This is a genomic window from Psychrobacter sp. AntiMn-1, assembly GCF_001854065.1.
In the GTDB taxonomy this organism is placed as follows: domain Bacteria; phylum Pseudomonadota; class Gammaproteobacteria; order Pseudomonadales; family Moraxellaceae; genus Psychrobacter; species Psychrobacter pacificensis.
Window position 1 is genome coordinate 2745773 of sequence record NZ_CP012969.1, and the last position, 15213, is coordinate 2760985.

Genomic DNA, 15213 nt, shown 5'->3' on the forward strand with positions numbered 1-15213 from the left:
AAAGTAGGAGTGAGGCGCTGACAGCATAAGGGTGTAAATTGCTGTCGTTCGGTTCATGACTACCTAGCCTCACAAGTGGAATGACAGCCCTTGAGCTGTCAAAACTGGTTAAAAACTGTCTAATATGGGGGTTTTGTCAGTTATGGCAGTGCTGTTTTAGGCTTGTTTCTCTTTTTTACTCTTAAAATCAGCATGAATAACGTTATCAAACTTGCCAGCCTTAATATCGTCTAAATAGTTCGCCCATTTGGTCATCATGCGCGTTCTATCCTCTATTGCCGTCATGCGGTTGTATGCTTTGCCGTACTTATTCAGCATTGCATGACCTAGTGCGAGTTCGGTGATTAGCTCATCATAGCCCAGTCGCTCCATTAGCATGGTTTTTGCACTGGCTCTAAAACCGTGGGGGCTGTGAATGTGTTTGTAACCTTTGCCGTCATTCATTAATTCACTGTTTAACACCTTGTTAACTTCTTGCATGTGGTGATAGGGCGCTTTTTTGCGTCTGCTATTATGGAATACATGTTTTTGTTCGCCTGTCAGTGGCTGCATACGCTCTAATATAGCCATAGCTTGCGGTGCTAATGGTATGACTATGCTGTCCACCATGTCGCCCCGTCCTTTGCTCTTTTGCGGCTCTAAATGCCATTGTTTGGCGTTCAGGTCAATGTCTGCCCACTGCATGGCGCAAGCGTCACCAATGCGGACAAACGTTAAAGACAGTAGCTGTAATATGCTTTTGTTATATAGCTGGCGTGCATCATCTAACTGGTCAATGTCGTTTAGCAGTTTGGCAAATGCGGTAACGTCATTGCTTAATGCTGGGCGGTGTTTGACCTTGTGATTTTTAAGCGTTCCCTGTAGCTCGCTTGCTGGGTTGTACTCAATAATCATATGAGCTTTGGCAATCTGTAAGATACTTTTTAGTAATGTTCTTACTCTTAACCCTTTGTAAGTGTGCTTTTTTTGAATACCATTAATAAACTTGATAACGATACTAGGTGTTATGTCTGTAACTCTCATATGCCCTAGCTGACTTTCAATCGGTTTTAGCAGTTCTTTATTCTTGTTAATAGTGCCTGTAGATAGGTTTTTGCTGTCTTGAATATCGCGCCATTCATTGATGAAGTGCTGCAAGGTGTTTTGGCGGTCTGTTATCTCTTTTTGCTTGGCATCGGCTCTATGCTCTATTGGGTCTATACCCTTAGCTAATAACTGCATGTTGTCGCTGTGGTATTGACGGGCATCGGCAAGGCTCAACGCTGGGTACTGTCCTAGCGTCATGTATGGGCGTTTGCCTGTAATGGGGTGGGTGTAACGGTGTCTAAAGTCGGCGGTAGCGTCTTGGCTATCTTTATGCGGTCTTATGCGTAGCTCTAAGCCTTTATAGCCTGAAATAGGGTAGTTGGCTGTCTTAGCAGTCTTGATAGTGTCTTTGATTGCTTTCTTGATTTGAGTATCAGTTGTTAGGTCTGCTTTAGCCATTGTCTTATTACCTTTATTTGGTAGCCAGTTTGGTAGCCATTTGGTAGCCGTTTTTACGTTTGCACTAACGTTATCACAAGTGATATATTAGCAGTAAAGGCTAGTAAAATAAAGGGTTTGGGGTTATCAGGTTTTATCAGGCTTTATCAAAATATGACCTCTTATCAGGTTGCTTTTTTTATATCATTTTATCTGAAGTAGCGTTTGATTGATTTTCTTAATAATCATCAGTTCATAATAGGTACTGACTCAATAATAAATAAGGCTCTATTATGAAATGGGAAACTTGGTTTTCAATCGACTGGCAACAGCTGTTAGGCATTTCTTTATCTGCGGTGGGTTTCTATATAGGTTTGATGCTCTGTACCCGATTGATGGGTCTACGTAGTTTCTCAAAGCTGTCAAGCCATGATTTTGCCATGACAGTTGGTATTGGCAGTATATTGGCATCGACTGTATTGGCTGACAAGCCGTCTCTGTTGCAAGGACTGTTTGCGGTTGCGGTATTGTTTTTGATTCAAGGTGCTATCTCAATAGTGAGGCGCAAGATTAAACCTCTAAAAGCGCTGATAGACAATCGTGCCATCATACTCATGGCACATGGCGAATACTTCTCAGATAACTTAAAAGAAGCGAATCTTACGACCAGCGATGTTCAGGAAGTGCTGCGCAAGAATGGCATCAAAGCCAAAACTGAAATATTTGCGGTCATTATGGAGACGACAGGAGACATGAGCGTCATCAAAAACAATGATGTAACTCCTGACTGGGCATTGTTTGATGACATACGTGACAGTGAGTTGTTAATGAGCTCTAACAAAGACAGCGACATATAGCTATAAAGACAGCGACATATAGCTATTAGGTTTTTCACGACTACTATTAGTTAAACCCTAGGAAATAAATAATAACAAAATATTAAATAAACATACCATTGAGAGTGCTATAAAGAGGAGGACTCTTAAGGCTATTATCAAAGGAAAATCACTAGATTACGTGCTTATAACTATTTATTATAGAATAGTGACAAATTTATGACGCATTATTCACGGCGTTGTCTTGACCTTATCTGCAGGCTGACGCAAGATACATAGGTCTGATAAGAACGGTTGGCTTAGCTTTAGCAGATTTTATCCGTAAGAAGTGCAATGCTAATATAATTTCGAATATTGGCGTATTTTTCTTAATTAGTTATACATCTGTTGATATAGTAATAACCTTGAGTAGTATTTTGAACGACGATTTGAACCACAACGAAAATTTGGTTCTTAACTGATATTTTTTAATTCATAACATTAATAAACGAGGAACGTATGAAAGCATTAGTAGCGGTCAAGCGTGTCATTGATTATAACGTAAAAGTACGTGTAAAAGCCGATAACTCTGGCGTTGATCTATCAAACACCAAAATGTCGATTAACCCTTTTGACGAAATCGCAGTAGAAGAAGCCGTTCGTCTAAAAGAAGCTGGCGTCATTGATGAAATCATCGTCGCGTCTATCGGTCCAAAAGAGTCACAAGAGCAAATTCGTGCAGCTCTAGCATTGGGTGCTGATCGTGGTATTTTAGTCGTGAGTGACGAAAAACCGTATCCACTACAAGTTGCCAAGATTCTAAAAAATATCGCTGAAACAGAAAGCACAGATATTATCTTGTTGGGTAAACAAGCGATTGATGACGACAACAACCAAACGGGTCAGATGCTAGCGGCATTGATGGGTATCGGTCAGGGTACGTTTGCCTCAGAAGTGAAGGTTGAAGGCGACAAAGTCAACGTAACGCGTGAAATCGATGGCGGTCTACAAACAGTTGCCCTTGATTTGCCAGCAGTCATCACAACTGATCTACGTTTGAATGAGCCACGTTATGCGAAACTGCCTAACATCATGAAAGCGAAGAAAAAGCCGGTTGATGAGAAAACGCCAGCAGATTTCGGTGTCGATATGGCGTCTAAGCAAGAAATTATTAAAGTCATGCCACCTGCTGAGCGCAAAGCTGGTATTACAGTAGGGTCAGTTGATGAGTTGGTCGATAAGCTAAAAAATGAAGCAAAAGTCATTTAATTTTTCAATGATTAGATACTTCGCTACGGCATATCCTGTACAAAGCTAAGAATTTGACTGCTTTATTTATATTAAACGATAGTTGCTCAAAGGGCTTTGTACACAAACAACCGCATGAATAGATAATACGAATAAATAAAGGATTAAAACCATGGCAATTTTGGTATATGCAGAACATGACAATGCCAGTCTAAAAAAGGCAACTTTGAACACCATCGCTGCTGCTAAGCAAATCGGTGATGACATCCATGTATTAGTGGCAGGTAGTGGCGCGCAGGCCGTTGCTGATGAAGCAGCAAAAGCAGAAGGCGTGACAAAAGTACTCTTAGCTGATAACGCGGTCTATGAGCATCAATTGGCAGGCAACGTTGCATTATTGGTTGCTGATGTCGCTGGTGATTATAGCCATATCCTAGCAGCTGCGACTACGACTGGTAAAAACTTTATGCCACGCGTTGCCGCGTTACTTGACGTCAGCATGTTGTCAGAGATCTCAGGCGTAGTAGATGCGCAAACGTTTGAGCGTCCAATTTATGCAGGCAATGCAACGGCAACCGTCAAAACCTCTGAAGATAAAGTTGTGCTAACCGTACGTACGACCGCGTTTGATCCAGTAGCAAGCGAAGGTGGTTCAGCGACTGTTGAAACGATCGATAATGTACAAGAAACTGGCAAAGCTAGCTTCGTGAACGAAGAAATGGCTAAGTCTGATCGTCCAGAATTGACCTCAGCTGGTATCGTGGTTTCTGGTGGTCGTGCCTTGGCAAATGGTGAAAACTTCACCAAATATATTGAGCCATTGGCTGACAAACTAGGCGCTGCTGTTGGCGCATCACGTGCCGCTGTCGACGCAGGTTATGTACCAAACGATATGCAGGTTGGTCAAACCGGTAAAATCGTTGCACCGCAGCTATATATCGCCGCTGGTATCTCAGGTGCGATTCAGCATTTGGCTGGTATGAAAGATTCTAAAGTCATCGTTGCGATCAACAATGACCCAGAAGCGCCGATTGCCAGCATCGCGGACTACTTCTTAGAAGCGGATCTGTTCGAGGCACTACCTGAATTGACCAGCAAAATCTAAGACAGTTAATAACAGCTGTTGATGCTAAGGATTATTTAATCATTAGCATCATTCAAATCCCGCTATCCTCACCATCACTGGTTGGATAGCGGGATTTTTTTGTGTTGAGCGTTTTTTTATAAACATTAAGGTGTCTCTTTGTCTACTAAATGATCAAGACACCATTGCCATACGGCATCTACACTAGGACGCGGTAAGGCGGTGCGCTTACGCACTAAGTAATAACTGGACTCAAGCGTCAAGGTCTTATCATTAACAGGTATCAACAATCCTGTCTGCAATTCCTTTTTGATAAAGGCTTTAGGTGCAAGCGCTACTCCTTGACCTGCAACCGCAGCATCGAGTGCCAATGTCATTTGATTAAATACGATGCCTGATAGGGCATGGGTAACCCCTAAAAAATCTGACCAATGATTGTGGGCTTCGTGCAATAAGGGTAGGGCTTGTAATTGCGCTAAGGACAGCGGCAAAGATTGGTTGCCTATCAATGTGGGACTGGCAACAGGCAAGGAGACTTGGGTAAACAACTTGGCGCTTTCAAGATGAGTAGGCAGTGGCGGTTTGGTGAACCGAATCGCAATATCAACCTCATCGCGGTCAAAATCAGCAATCGTTTCAGTGGCGATGGTACGCAGCTCAATATCAGGAACGGCGGTTATTAAATGAGGTAAGCGTGGCAGTAAAAGCTTGCTTGCAAAGTTGGCGAGGTGCTGATAGTCACGGTTTTAGGCGCGTTATACAGCGCAGTGGTCGCATTTTTTATGGTTTCGAAGGCGTGCTTGATTTCCGTATGGTAGGTTTTACCCCGATGCGTGAGGGTTACCCCTTTTGCATGTCTTATGAATAATGCAACGTTAAGATGTTCTTCTAATAGCCGTACTTGCTGTGCGACAGCGCCTTGCGTGACGAACAGCTCGTCTGCTGCCCGCCGAAAATTAAGATGGCGACCTGCGGCTTCAAAAGCCCGCAGCGCATTCATAGGTGGCAAGGTATGCGGATTGGACATAATACAGACCTCACTTATTGTATTAAAATTTTGATAATAGATTTTCTACAGTCTAGCATCTTTTATTATCGTGTTAGGTTTTTTTAAAAGCTCGCTACACTTAAGACAAAGCAGACAATAAAGCAGAAGATAACCCTAGAAAATTTGCCATCTTCTAAAAACCTATCTTCTTTATCGCTGCTATTACCTAAATTTTTCGGTATGTCTAAGGAGCGTCACATGTTAAAAGCGTATGCAGGTTTGGTGGTATTGGGCGTTATTTGGGGCTCAAATTTTATGTTTATGAAATGGGCAACCGTCTATATTTCACCTGCGCAGACAGTGTTGTTACGTGTATTGTTTGGTTTTTTGCCGCTAGCCGTGTTTGCGTGGCACAGTAAAGTGATTACACGTACGCAGCTGCGCCACCTGCCACACTTTATGGTCATGTCAGTGCTGGCAACCTCGTTTTATTATTATGGCTTTGTTGCAGGGACAGCGGTGCTACCTAGCGGTATCGCAGGCTTATTAAGCGGTTCAATTCCTATTTTTACCTTTTTGGGCACACTATTATTTTTACCAGAAGAGCGCCCGAGCAGGCGTATGGCATGTGGTGTGGCATTATGCTTTGTTGGTATTGTGCTAGCGGCGCGCCCGTGGCAAGGTTCCGATGGGGTATCTGGCATAGGAGTGGTCTGGATGCTATCAGGGTCGATGAGTGTCGGGGCTTCTTTTGTGTATGCCCGTCGATACCTCTCGCCATTACAGCTGCCTCCGCTGGCATTGGCAACGTGGCAAACATTCCTTGCTGTCGTGACGCTGGCATTGTTGGTAAGCTTTGAGGGTATCGGTGCGATTGCTGACGATAGCAAAGCATTGTGGGGAACGGTGCTGGGTCTAGGTTTGTTGGGGACGGGCGCTGCGTACATTTTGTATTACTTTACGATTGATAAACTCGGCTCAGTGCGTGCGGCGGGTGCGACGTATATTGCGCCAATCGTTGCAGTTGTCATTGCTGCCTTCATCGGCGAAGAGATTACTATTTTAGAGATAGTAGCGCTGGTATTGATTACCGCTGGGGTCGTAATGATTCAACTCAGTAAAAAGAAACAAGCCGCTATAACGCCTACAAAAAAAGAAGCGACAAAAAAAGAAGCGAAAGTCGCGCTATAACTCGGCGGCTTGGCTTCTTTTTAAAAAATACAATAATAATCAGTGCTTAAAATGAAGAAAGCTCTCGATAGCTGCGTTGGCGCAAGGTTTCGTACAGACATAAAGATCCTGCAATCGCAACATTTAAGCTCTCTTGCCCATTTGGCTGCGGTAAAGCGATAGGGGTGGCACATTGCATCAAATCATCGCTGACGCCTTGACCTTCATGACCCATAATCCACGCCACAGGCGCAGATAAATCGTGATCGTAAATGATAGTATCGGTATGTGAGCTGGTCGCCAACAGTGGAACTTTTACGTGATCTAAAATATCTTGCGTACTCAAGCCTTCATAAATAGTCAGGGCAAACTGTGCACCCATACCTGCTCGTAGCGTCTTGGGAGACCAAGCTTGCGCGGTAGCACTGGTACATAAGATGTTGCGAATACCAACGGCTGCTGCTGTACGCAGGAGTGTGCCGACATTTCCGCTGTCCTGTACATCATTTAAGATCAAGCAATCTTCATCAATCACTGACAAGCTAGGCGTTGGTACGTTGATAATCGCCATGATATCGATACCAGTACCTAAGCTACGAATACTCTCGTACAGTGAATTGGATAAAATAAGAATAGGCGTATAAGTCGGCAGGCGAGTTAATACCTGCTGAACTTCAGGATGACTACGCGCTGACTCAGACAGTAGTATCTGGGCAAAAGGATAGTCGCTACGCAGCGCAGCATCTATCAGATGAACACCTTCTATGACGGTCTGACCATGCTTTTTGCGTTGACGTGCTTGTGCCAATAGGGCTTTTACAAGCTTGACGGTGGTGTTCTTATCTGAGGTAATCAGCTCGGTGGGATTTAGTACCATAGTGGGTCGCTTAGAGAAGAGTAGGAGGGATAACCAGCATCGAGCTTATAATCTCGCTGTAAGCTGGTTATTTTTAGAAAGTACTTATATCAATTACTGCTCAGAATAATTGACGTGTAAGTCTCTAACATAATTGACTTCGTTTTTGCTACCGAGCACCACAGGAACACGCTGATGAATGTCAGTGGGCTCGATATCTAAGATGCGATTGACAGCGTCTGTCGCACCGCCACCCGCGCGTTCAATCAATAAGCTCATTGGATTGGCTTCATACATCAAGCGTAGTTTACCTGCTTTATGCGCGTATTTGGTATCAAACGGATAAGTGAAGAGACCACCGCGGCATAAGATACGATGGACGTCACCAACCATAGCGGCGACCCAACGCGTATTGAAATCGCGTCCACGTACGCCTGTCTCGCCAGCGATTAACTCATCGATGTACTGTTGCATCGGTGCGCGCCAGTAGCGATAATTTGAGCTATTGATCGCATATTCGCTCGTATCGGCATCGATTTGCACGTTGTCTTCTATTAGCACATAGTCTTCAGTATCTGGATCTAGGCTAAACATCACGACCTTATCTGCGATGGTCAACGCCAGTACCGTAGAGGTGCCATATAACAAGTACCCTGCTGCTAGCTGTTTGTTACCTGCCTGTAGATAGTCGCTGTTTTCACTGGTTTGACCTTGACGCTCGTACGGCAGAACAGAAAAAATCGTACCTACTGCCATATTGATATCAATATTTGATGAGCCATCTAGTGGGTCAAACAAAACCAATAGACTGCCATCGTCATTAGCAGGGGTGGCATCATCAAGCTCTTCTGATGCAACGCCGGCACAATGGGTATTCTTTGCCAATGCATCTAGCAGTAAGTCATTGGCCAGTACGTCTAGTTTTTTCTGATCTTCGCCTTGGACGTTTTGATTGCCAGCCTCGCCTAAAATATCTGCCAGAGCACCTTTTCTAAGTAGTTGTGAGATGGTTTTACCAACATTAGTGACCGTGGTAATTACGTCGTTGAGTGCAGGACTAGAGGCATGTTGGTTTAGATAATCTGCTAAGGTCGTCATAACGCTTCCTAATAGAGGGTATGGAAAGTAAAAAATGGATGGTCTTAGAGTCAGGTCATAGACGGCATTTGGCACACCTTAAAGGGGTGAATTTTTAAATAGCTTATACGGTATCTTTGTCCTGACCACAAAATCGGCTACACTATATCTATTGTTATTCATTTATAGATTTGTCAGAATTATTCTCTATGAGAATATAGCATGTCTATTTACGCTTTCTGATTGTCTGCTGAGGCGGTTTTTGGTCGAGTTTGACTACGGTAAATTGTAGCAAATAAGCGTCAAAATGTCCTCGTCTCTGTGCCTATCGGTGCTAAATGATTGAACAAAGATGAATAAGCGATTACGACAGACTCATATAAACCCACAATAAAGACTCGCCATTATGTCAAATTCTCTCGATAGTAGCGCTACCCAACCAGTCTCACCGACTGATTATGCAAAATTTGATCCCAATACAATTCATCAAAGACTCAATACCTCATTGAGTCGTCCGCAGCTCAACACCGATGGCAGTATCAGGCATTTCTTGGGTGTTGAAGGTCTTAATAAAGCACAGCTCAAAGCTATTATCGCAAAAGCAGAGACTTTCTTTGATGAAAACGGGCAGCTCATCAATCGTCCTGAGTTAGATGGCTATACGGTCATGAATTTGTTCTTTGAACCATCGACTCGTACCCGGACGACTTTTGAAGTAGCAGAAAAACGCTTGGGTGCTAATGTACTCAATATCGATATCGAACGCTCTAGTACCAAAAAAGGCGAGAGTCTACGCGATACCTTGTGGAATCTACAGGCGATGACCGCAGATATTTTTGTAGTTCGACATTCAGCATCAGGTGCCGCGCATTTTATGGCGACAGAAGTGACCCCTGATATTGCTATCATCAATGGTGGTGATGGCTGGCATGCGCATCCTACTCAGGGAATGCTCGACATGTTGACCATTCACCGTGAGGCACCGCGCCCATTTGAAGAGCTTTCTATCGCAATCGTTGGTGATATTAAGCACTCACGCGTCGCCCGTTCTGATATTAGCGCCTTGCAAACCCTAGGTGTGACAGATATCCGTGTGTGTGCGCCGCGTACTTTATTGCCGAAAGGTATTGAGCGTTTTGGCGTAAAAGTATATGAAAATATGGATGAGTGTGTCACTGATTGTGATGTGATTATGGGATTAAGAATACAAAATGAGCGTATCGGTTCGCCGCTATTGGCATCGTCAAGTGAATACTATAAGCATTATGGGATCACGCCAGAGCGAGTGGCATTGGCCAAGCCTGATGCGCTAGTTATGCATCCAGGGCCAATGAACCGCGGTGTTGAGATTGCCTCTAGTGTGGCTGATGGCGCGCAATCGGTGATCTTAAAGCAGGTAAATAACGGTATTGCCATACGAATGGCGGTCTTGTCGCTTGCGATGGAAGGTCAACGTGCTCATCAAGCGGCTGGCAAGTAACAGCTTGCCGCGCGACTTATTCTCATTTATTTCATTTTATTGATACGGTAATAACGTTATGTCTACCATGCTTAATACGGATGCACCCATCTTTGACCATTTACCAAAAGCGTTCAAAGACACGCTGTCACAAACTGCCAAAGAAAAATTGTCTACGCTTGATGCTGAACATGAGATGTGGCTATTACCACCATTGGTCGATCTGTGCGCACGCCTACGTGAGCCGGGCCAACAGCAACACGGTACACTGGAATCAGAAGGTAGGGCAGCTCGTGGTAACGGGTTTTTGCATGTAGTCACGCCACCTGACACCAATCCTATTTTAGAAAATGGCTCCCTCTTAAAGGGCTTGCGTGAGCGCGCCTTGAATGATGGCGGTATTTACTTGCATATTTTGGGCGCATTGACCACAGGGTTAGAGGGCGAACGACCGTCTAATATTGCAGGGCTTAAAAAGGGCGGCTGTATCGCAGTATCCAATGCGCGTAGACCTTTTCGCAATGACTTAGTATTGCTAAGAACACTAGAGTACGCGGCGACTTTTGGTATGAAAGTATTCTTTTATCCTGATGAGCCAAGTCTGTCTGGAGATGGCGTGGCGCATGAGGGTTATATCGCCTCTTATCATGGTTTACAAGGGATTCCTTGGATTGCGGAAACGGTTGCACTGTCTAAGCAGCTGTTGATGGTTGAAGAGACGGGGATAGCCGCTCACTTCAGCCAGCTGTCTTGCAAGTCTTCGATTGAGCTCATGCGCTGGGCAAAAGATAAAGGCTTGCCTGTTACGTGTGATGTTGCGATGCATCAGCTGTATTTAACTGATGACAATCTTGAAGGCTTTAATGCTCAGGCATATGTCTTGCCACCGCTACGTAGTAATACCGACCAGCAGGCAATCCGCCGTGGCTTAAAAGATGGCACTATCGATGCCATCTGTAGTCATCACGAGCCACTGAACAGTACGGCGAAAAAAGCGCCATTTGCTGAGAGTACGCCAGGTATCTCGAATTTTGATACTTTTATGGCGCTAGCCTGTCAGCTGGTCAATGATGAGGTACTAACACTCTCAGAGCTGGTTGATAAAATCTGTCTTAATCCGGCAAAGATTGCGGGTATTCATGAGCAGTATGAAGCGATCGGCGGCGCGGTATTGGTTGACCCGAATTTTGAGTGGCAAGTGACTGCGCAATCTATGCTATCGAATGGTAAAAACACACCATTTTTTAATCAGCAGTTGCAAGGACGTGTTGTGGAGACGTTCTTTGGCTAATTTGCCCCGACAGGATGATAGTCTACCGCTATCCTCGAAGGATAAAGGGGGTGAAATGATTGACCCTCTAGAAAAAACGCACAGCACAGCCAGTGAGTCTATCAAAGCAGTGGCCATCTATGAAGTCGTCAAAGGTGTGGGGGCATTATTAGGTGCAGGTGCATTGTGGTCGTGGCATACCGATCTTGAGCATTGGCTGACGACCGCGACTGGCTCTTGGCGCCATACCTTTGGCCACCTACTTGCACCGCAAATCGACAGTGTAGTAAGTATTGCCCAACAGGCCAGCAAAAACTGGCCAGTGTTTTTATTGTTGATATTTGCTTATGCCAGTTTGCGCTTCCTAGAAGCCTATGGATTATGGCGCGATAAGACATGGGCGTATTGGTTTGGTGTGCTGGGCTATGGTGTCTTTATTCCTATAGAGGTTTATTATCTGATAACCAGTCCATTTGATTGGTTTAAACTGGGAATATTGGTTTCTAATCTGCTTATTATTATCGTGGTTTATCGTAATATGAAAAGAAAGGGTTTGATATAACCATTGAAACTGCTCAAAAAAGCCAGCCGAAGCCAGCCTAAGACATCATGTCTCAGGCTGGCTTTTTTATACGTGCTGTATTTGTGGTTTATGCCTCTGTTATTTCTTTATCCTTACGAATGCTCTTGGCGACTCTGCCAACACTGAGGCCCTGTACCAAGATAGAAAATATCACTACCGCATAAGTGAGTGCCAATAAAATATCGCGCTCGGTACCGATGGGTAGCTGTAATACTAAAGCGACTGAGATACCGCCGCGCAATCCACCCCATGTTAGTACTTTCCATGCACCAGTGGGCAAATCAAGCTGGCGATGAAAGGTCTTGGTCGTCATCCCAACCACGATAAAACGAGCTACTAGAGCAATAACAATAGTTAGACCACCTGCAATAAATAAATTGCCCGAATAAGCAATCATCACTACTTCTAGACCGATAAGGACGAATAAAATAGCATTTAAGATTTCATCAACCAGCTCCCAAAACAGATCAATGTAATGACGCGTCTGATCACTCATCGCAAGCGCCCGCCCGCGGTTACCCACCATCAGTCCCATCATGACCATAGCGAGCGGCCCTGACAAATGCCAATGACTAGCAAGCGCATAGCCGCCGATGACGCCTGCTAATGTCAAAAGTACTTCTTCTTGATAACTATCGATGCTCTTTAGCAAATAGTACAAAATCGCACCCAATACCAAACCAAACATCACACCGCCACCCGCCTCGACAGCCAAGGTATGCGCCACATAGTTAATGGTTGGAATATCGCCACTAGATAAAATCCCCAGTAATAGAACAAAAATCACAACGCCGATACCGTCGTTAAACAATGACTCACCAGCGATGACAGTCTCAATGCTTTTTGGCGCGCCTGCTGATGCAAGAATCCCCATGACGGCAATGGGATCAGTAGGGGAGATGAGTGCTCCAAAAAGTAGGCACCAAAGAAACGGTAGTCCAAAACCGAATATAGGCAGCATAAAATAAACAGCGGTGGCAATGAGCATGGCTGATACGATAGTACCGAGTCCAGCTAGGATACCGATAGGCAGTTTATAGCGCCTCAAATCACCAATATTGACATGCAAGGCACCTGCAAATAGCAACATCGAGAGCATACCGTCCAATAGCACCTCGGTAAAATCAAGCTGCTCTAATAGACTGACTTCATAATCAATGAGCTGATCAAACCCCAAAAATCCCAAAAAAATCGCACCGATAGATAGGACAATCGAGATGACCATGACGCCAATGGTCGTGGGCAGACCGATAAAGCGATGATTGACATAGGTCAGTGAGGCCGTAATCGATAAAAATATGGCGCTGATTTCAAGTATGGTTAGGCTGGTTGCAGATGCCATAAAGCAGATCTCGTATGAATATAAAATTAACCCTAAGCCTATGACTTATGAGAGTTACGTAAAGATTTTGAGCTATAAATATTGAAATGATAGGGACTGTGTATTACCAATATGCTATGCGATCCAATTGTCATATTACTAACTCGACTGTGACTGTAGTGCTTCACGGATATTGGCAGCAAATTCGCTGACATAATTAAAATGTTGATGCTGTGCGTCTTCATCAAGAATAAACTGCTTGGCTTGCTCACACATAGCGACAAGGTCATCTATCAGTTCTTGGTAGCTTAGGTTTTCTTCTCCTGCGCGCTCAATTAGCTGTAGCTCATGCAGCAAGGTCTGCTGCTGTGCTTGATTGATACATGCATAGTTGAGATTGACCATCGCTTGACACAGCGCCTTTAGGACCATGGCATCAGCTGCGGCATAGCGCCGAATCTCTCCAAGTGAGGTATTGATGAATTCTGATATTTTGGGCGTATAAGTCACCACGGCCAAGATAGCCACGCGCTGCTGCGCCACCACTTGTTTTGGTGTGGCAGTATACGGCGGTTTGTCACGGTGCTCGGCAGGTATATAAAAATGATAGGGGCTAGGCGGCTGACGACGCATCATAATGCTCAGGCAACTGGTGAGCGATTGTACGCAGTTGACGGCTGTTTTTGGGTCATTGATACCAGGTGAGAGGGCGCGCACCGCAATCTCGGTCATCTGCCCCAGACTATAGGCGATATCATTGGAGTGTGCCAGTCGCTGCTCGATACGAATACAACCGGCAAAGCGCTGCCAAAACATACCATCAGGGGTACGTGGCAACACGGCCAGCTGCGGCGTTGCGGTTTTTTGCCGATTATTAGGATGGTCTGTCGGACGTTGATAAAAATGCCCAATGACGTTGTTGTCAGTGACATAATCACCGAGGTTACTCTGTAGATGCACCACGCCGCCATACTCTTGAGTCAGTGTGATTAATGACTCCAAATAAATGTGCTGCAGGTAGCCGGATTGCGGCGGATAAATCGGCGTTGCCTGCCACTGGCGAAACTGCTCGACATCGTGCTGCTCGACATCGCGCTGATGCTGAATATCACAATAATCCCCATACCAGTAGTGAATATTATTAATGGCATCGTTACTGGCGTTTTGAATGACGTGCGAGGCCTGAATAGCGTGGACCATATGCTGGACAAAATAGACCAATAACAGCGCACAGATGATCGCCATGATAATCCCAAAGGTCACCGCCAGTTGCGGTACGCCAAAGGCCACATCATACTTATGAATCGACTTGAGTACCAACAAGCTATAGCTAAAGGTACCAATAAACGCCCCTAAGACAAACTGGTTTGGTGTGTCTGTCAAAAAGTTGCGTAATAGCCGTGGGCCAAACTGGGAGGAGGCCATCGAAAGGACGGCGATGGTAATTGAGAACGTCGTACCAGCAACGCCCAATACAGCGCCAGCAATAGCGGTCATGATAGCGCGCGCCGCATCGTCATCACCCGTAAAAGCAAAGGTAATCTCTCGAACGGTCTCGCGGTCAAAGTGCTGATCTATCGTCACCAATACTGGCGCCAGTAAGATGCCGGCGATGACGCAAGCAGTCGGAATAAACCAGTAAGAGCCGATCAACTCCTGCCACAAGTTTCTTAAACGATCGGGCAGGTCAGCCAATGTCTGTAACGACCAAAGCTGCGAAAACGCCTTCATCCTCTGCCCTGAAAATAAGAGTAGTCGTTTAAAAAAGCCATTTTCAGGGTGTTTGTCCAATGTTCGCGCTCCAAAAATGACTGACGAGATCGTCTATAGTGAATCTATTTTAAAACAGGTACCGTCCTACAGGGATTCATTGTCCTT

At 44.9% G+C, this 15213-nt stretch carries 14 protein-coding genes; 7 read left to right on the plus strand and 7 right to left on the minus strand.

The features are described from left to right. Positions 1–156 precede the first annotated feature (156 nt). Entirely contained in the window at positions 157–1485 is a 1329-nt protein-coding gene (locus AOT82_RS11890; protein ID WP_071003194.1) for a tyrosine-type recombinase/integrase, read from the minus strand. A 272-nt stretch (positions 1486–1757) separates the two neighbouring features. Between AOT82_RS11890 and AOT82_RS11895 the strand changes: the two genes are divergently transcribed. The 3 genes from AOT82_RS11895 to AOT82_RS11905 all read left to right on the plus strand — a co-directional run bounded on the left by AOT82_RS11895 (position 1758) and on the right by AOT82_RS11905 (position 4632). Continuing rightward, complete coding sequence (locus AOT82_RS11895; RefSeq protein WP_083328939.1) at positions 1758–2321, plus strand: DUF421 domain-containing protein; 564 nt, start codon at positions 1758–1760, stop codon at positions 2319–2321. 477 nt (positions 2322–2798) lie between these two features. Beyond that, positions 2799–3548 carry an electron transfer flavoprotein subunit beta/FixA family protein gene (locus AOT82_RS11900; RefSeq protein ID WP_071003197.1) on the plus strand — a complete coding sequence of 250 codons (750 nt, stop codon included), beginning with the start codon at positions 2799–2801 and terminating at the stop codon, positions 3546–3548. 151 nt (positions 3549–3699) lie between these two features. Then, positions 3700–4632, plus strand: a complete 933-nt coding sequence (locus tag AOT82_RS11905) for an electron transfer flavoprotein subunit alpha/FixB family protein (RefSeq protein ID WP_071003199.1) — start codon at positions 3700–3702, stop codon at positions 4630–4632. A gap of 125 nt (positions 4633–4757) precedes the next feature. On the opposite strand, the gene AOT82_RS14285 is transcribed toward AOT82_RS11905, so the two are convergent. Together AOT82_RS14285 and AOT82_RS14290 are read right to left on the minus strand one after the other, a co-directional pair. Then, the gene (locus AOT82_RS14285; RefSeq protein ID WP_197496794.1) at positions 4758–5312 is read right to left on the minus strand and encodes a LysR substrate-binding domain-containing protein; all 555 of its coding nucleotides are present in this window, start codon (positions 5310–5312) and stop codon (positions 4758–4760) included. After that, entirely contained in the window at positions 5291–5638 is a 348-nt protein-coding gene (locus AOT82_RS14290) for a LysR family transcriptional regulator (RefSeq protein ID WP_197496677.1), read from the minus strand. The genes AOT82_RS14285 and AOT82_RS14290 overlap by 22 nt, the downstream gene beginning before the upstream one ends. Positions 5639–5857: 219 nt before the next feature. On the opposite strand from AOT82_RS14290, the gene AOT82_RS11915 reads away from it, so the two are divergent. After that, positions 5858–6790, plus strand: a complete 933-nt coding sequence (locus tag AOT82_RS11915) for a DMT family transporter (RefSeq protein WP_071003202.1) — start codon at positions 5858–5860, stop codon at positions 6788–6790. A gap of 46 nt (positions 6791–6836) precedes the next feature. On the opposite strand, the gene AOT82_RS11920 is transcribed toward AOT82_RS11915, so the two are convergent. Together AOT82_RS11920 and AOT82_RS11925 are read right to left on the minus strand one after the other, a co-directional pair. Further along, on the minus strand, positions 6837–7646 hold the full coding sequence (locus tag AOT82_RS11920; RefSeq protein ID WP_071003204.1) for a TrmH family RNA methyltransferase: 810 nt from the start codon (positions 7644–7646) through the stop codon (positions 6837–6839). Between the two features lie 93 nt (positions 7647–7739). After that, positions 7740–8723, minus strand: a complete 984-nt coding sequence (locus tag AOT82_RS11925) for a class 1 fructose-bisphosphatase (protein WP_071003205.1) — start codon at positions 8721–8723, stop codon at positions 7740–7742. A 385-nt stretch (positions 8724–9108) separates the two neighbouring features. On the opposite strand from AOT82_RS11925, the gene AOT82_RS11930 reads away from it, so the two are divergent. The 3 genes from AOT82_RS11930 (at position 9109) to AOT82_RS11940 (ending at position 11993) form a co-directional block, all read left to right on the plus strand. Further along, positions 9109–10182 carry an aspartate carbamoyltransferase catalytic subunit gene (locus AOT82_RS11930; RefSeq protein WP_071003207.1) on the plus strand — a complete coding sequence of 358 codons (1074 nt, stop codon included), beginning with the start codon at positions 9109–9111 and terminating at the stop codon, positions 10180–10182. Positions 10183–10357: 175 nt separating this feature from the next. Continuing rightward, complete coding sequence (locus AOT82_RS11935; RefSeq protein WP_071003776.1) at positions 10358–11452, plus strand: dihydroorotase; 1095 nt, start codon at positions 10358–10360, stop codon at positions 11450–11452. Positions 11453–11507: 55 nt separating this feature from the next. Further along, on the plus strand, positions 11508–11993 hold the full coding sequence (locus AOT82_RS11940) for a DUF2127 domain-containing protein (RefSeq protein ID WP_227517148.1): 486 nt from the start codon (positions 11508–11510) through the stop codon (positions 11991–11993). An 88-nt stretch (positions 11994–12081) separates the two neighbouring features. On the opposite strand, the gene AOT82_RS11945 is transcribed toward AOT82_RS11940, so the two are convergent. Together AOT82_RS11945 and AOT82_RS11950 are read right to left on the minus strand one after the other, a co-directional pair. Then, positions 12082–13356 (minus strand): cation:proton antiporter, encoded by a 1275-nt coding sequence (locus tag AOT82_RS11945; RefSeq protein WP_071003211.1) that lies wholly within the window; start codon positions 13354–13356, stop codon positions 12082–12084. Positions 13357–13494: 138 nt separating this feature from the next. Then, positions 13495–15066: a DUF2254 domain-containing protein gene (locus tag AOT82_RS11950; RefSeq protein ID WP_227517149.1), complete on the minus strand. Its 1572-nt coding sequence runs from the start codon at positions 15064–15066 to the stop codon at positions 13495–13497. Between the last annotated feature and the right edge of the window lie 147 nt (positions 15067–15213).

What these genes read in the sequence shown, in the direction of transcription:
- AOT82_RS11890 (WP_071003194.1), bottom strand. Translation starts at nt 1,485, where the DNA reads ATGGCTAAAGCAGACCTAACAACTGATACTCAAATCAAGAAAGCAATC.
- AOT82_RS11895 (WP_083328939.1), top strand. Translation starts at nt 1,758, where the DNA reads ATGAAATGGGAAACTTGGTTTTCAATCGACTGGCAACAGCTGTTAGGC.
- AOT82_RS11900 (WP_071003197.1), top strand. Translation starts at nt 2,799, where the DNA reads ATGAAAGCATTAGTAGCGGTCAAGCGTGTCATTGATTATAACGTAAAA.
- AOT82_RS11905 (WP_071003199.1), top strand. Translation starts at nt 3,700, where the DNA reads ATGGCAATTTTGGTATATGCAGAACATGACAATGCCAGTCTAAAAAAG.
- AOT82_RS14290 (WP_197496677.1), bottom strand. Translation starts at nt 5,638, where the DNA reads ATGTCCAATCCGCATACCTTGCCACCTATGAATGCGCTGCGGGCTTTT.
- AOT82_RS11915 (WP_071003202.1), top strand. Translation starts at nt 5,858, where the DNA reads ATGTTAAAAGCGTATGCAGGTTTGGTGGTATTGGGCGTTATTTGGGGC.
- AOT82_RS11920 (WP_071003204.1), bottom strand. Translation starts at nt 7,646, where the DNA reads ATGGTACTAAATCCCACCGAGCTGATTACCTCAGATAAGAACACCACC.
- AOT82_RS11925 (WP_071003205.1), bottom strand. Translation starts at nt 8,723, where the DNA reads ATGACGACCTTAGCAGATTATCTAAACCAACATGCCTCTAGTCCTGCA.
- AOT82_RS11930 (WP_071003207.1), top strand. Translation starts at nt 9,109, where the DNA reads ATGTCAAATTCTCTCGATAGTAGCGCTACCCAACCAGTCTCACCGACT.
- AOT82_RS11935 (WP_071003776.1), top strand. Translation starts at nt 10,358, where the DNA reads ATGTGGCTATTACCACCATTGGTCGATCTGTGCGCACGCCTACGTGAG.
- AOT82_RS11940 (WP_227517148.1), top strand. Translation starts at nt 11,508, where the DNA reads ATGATTGACCCTCTAGAAAAAACGCACAGCACAGCCAGTGAGTCTATC.
- AOT82_RS11945 (WP_071003211.1), bottom strand. Translation starts at nt 13,356, where the DNA reads ATGGCATCTGCAACCAGCCTAACCATACTTGAAATCAGCGCCATATTT.
- AOT82_RS11950 (WP_227517149.1), bottom strand. Translation starts at nt 15,066, where the DNA reads ATGAAGGCGTTTTCGCAGCTTTGGTCGTTACAGACATTGGCTGACCTG.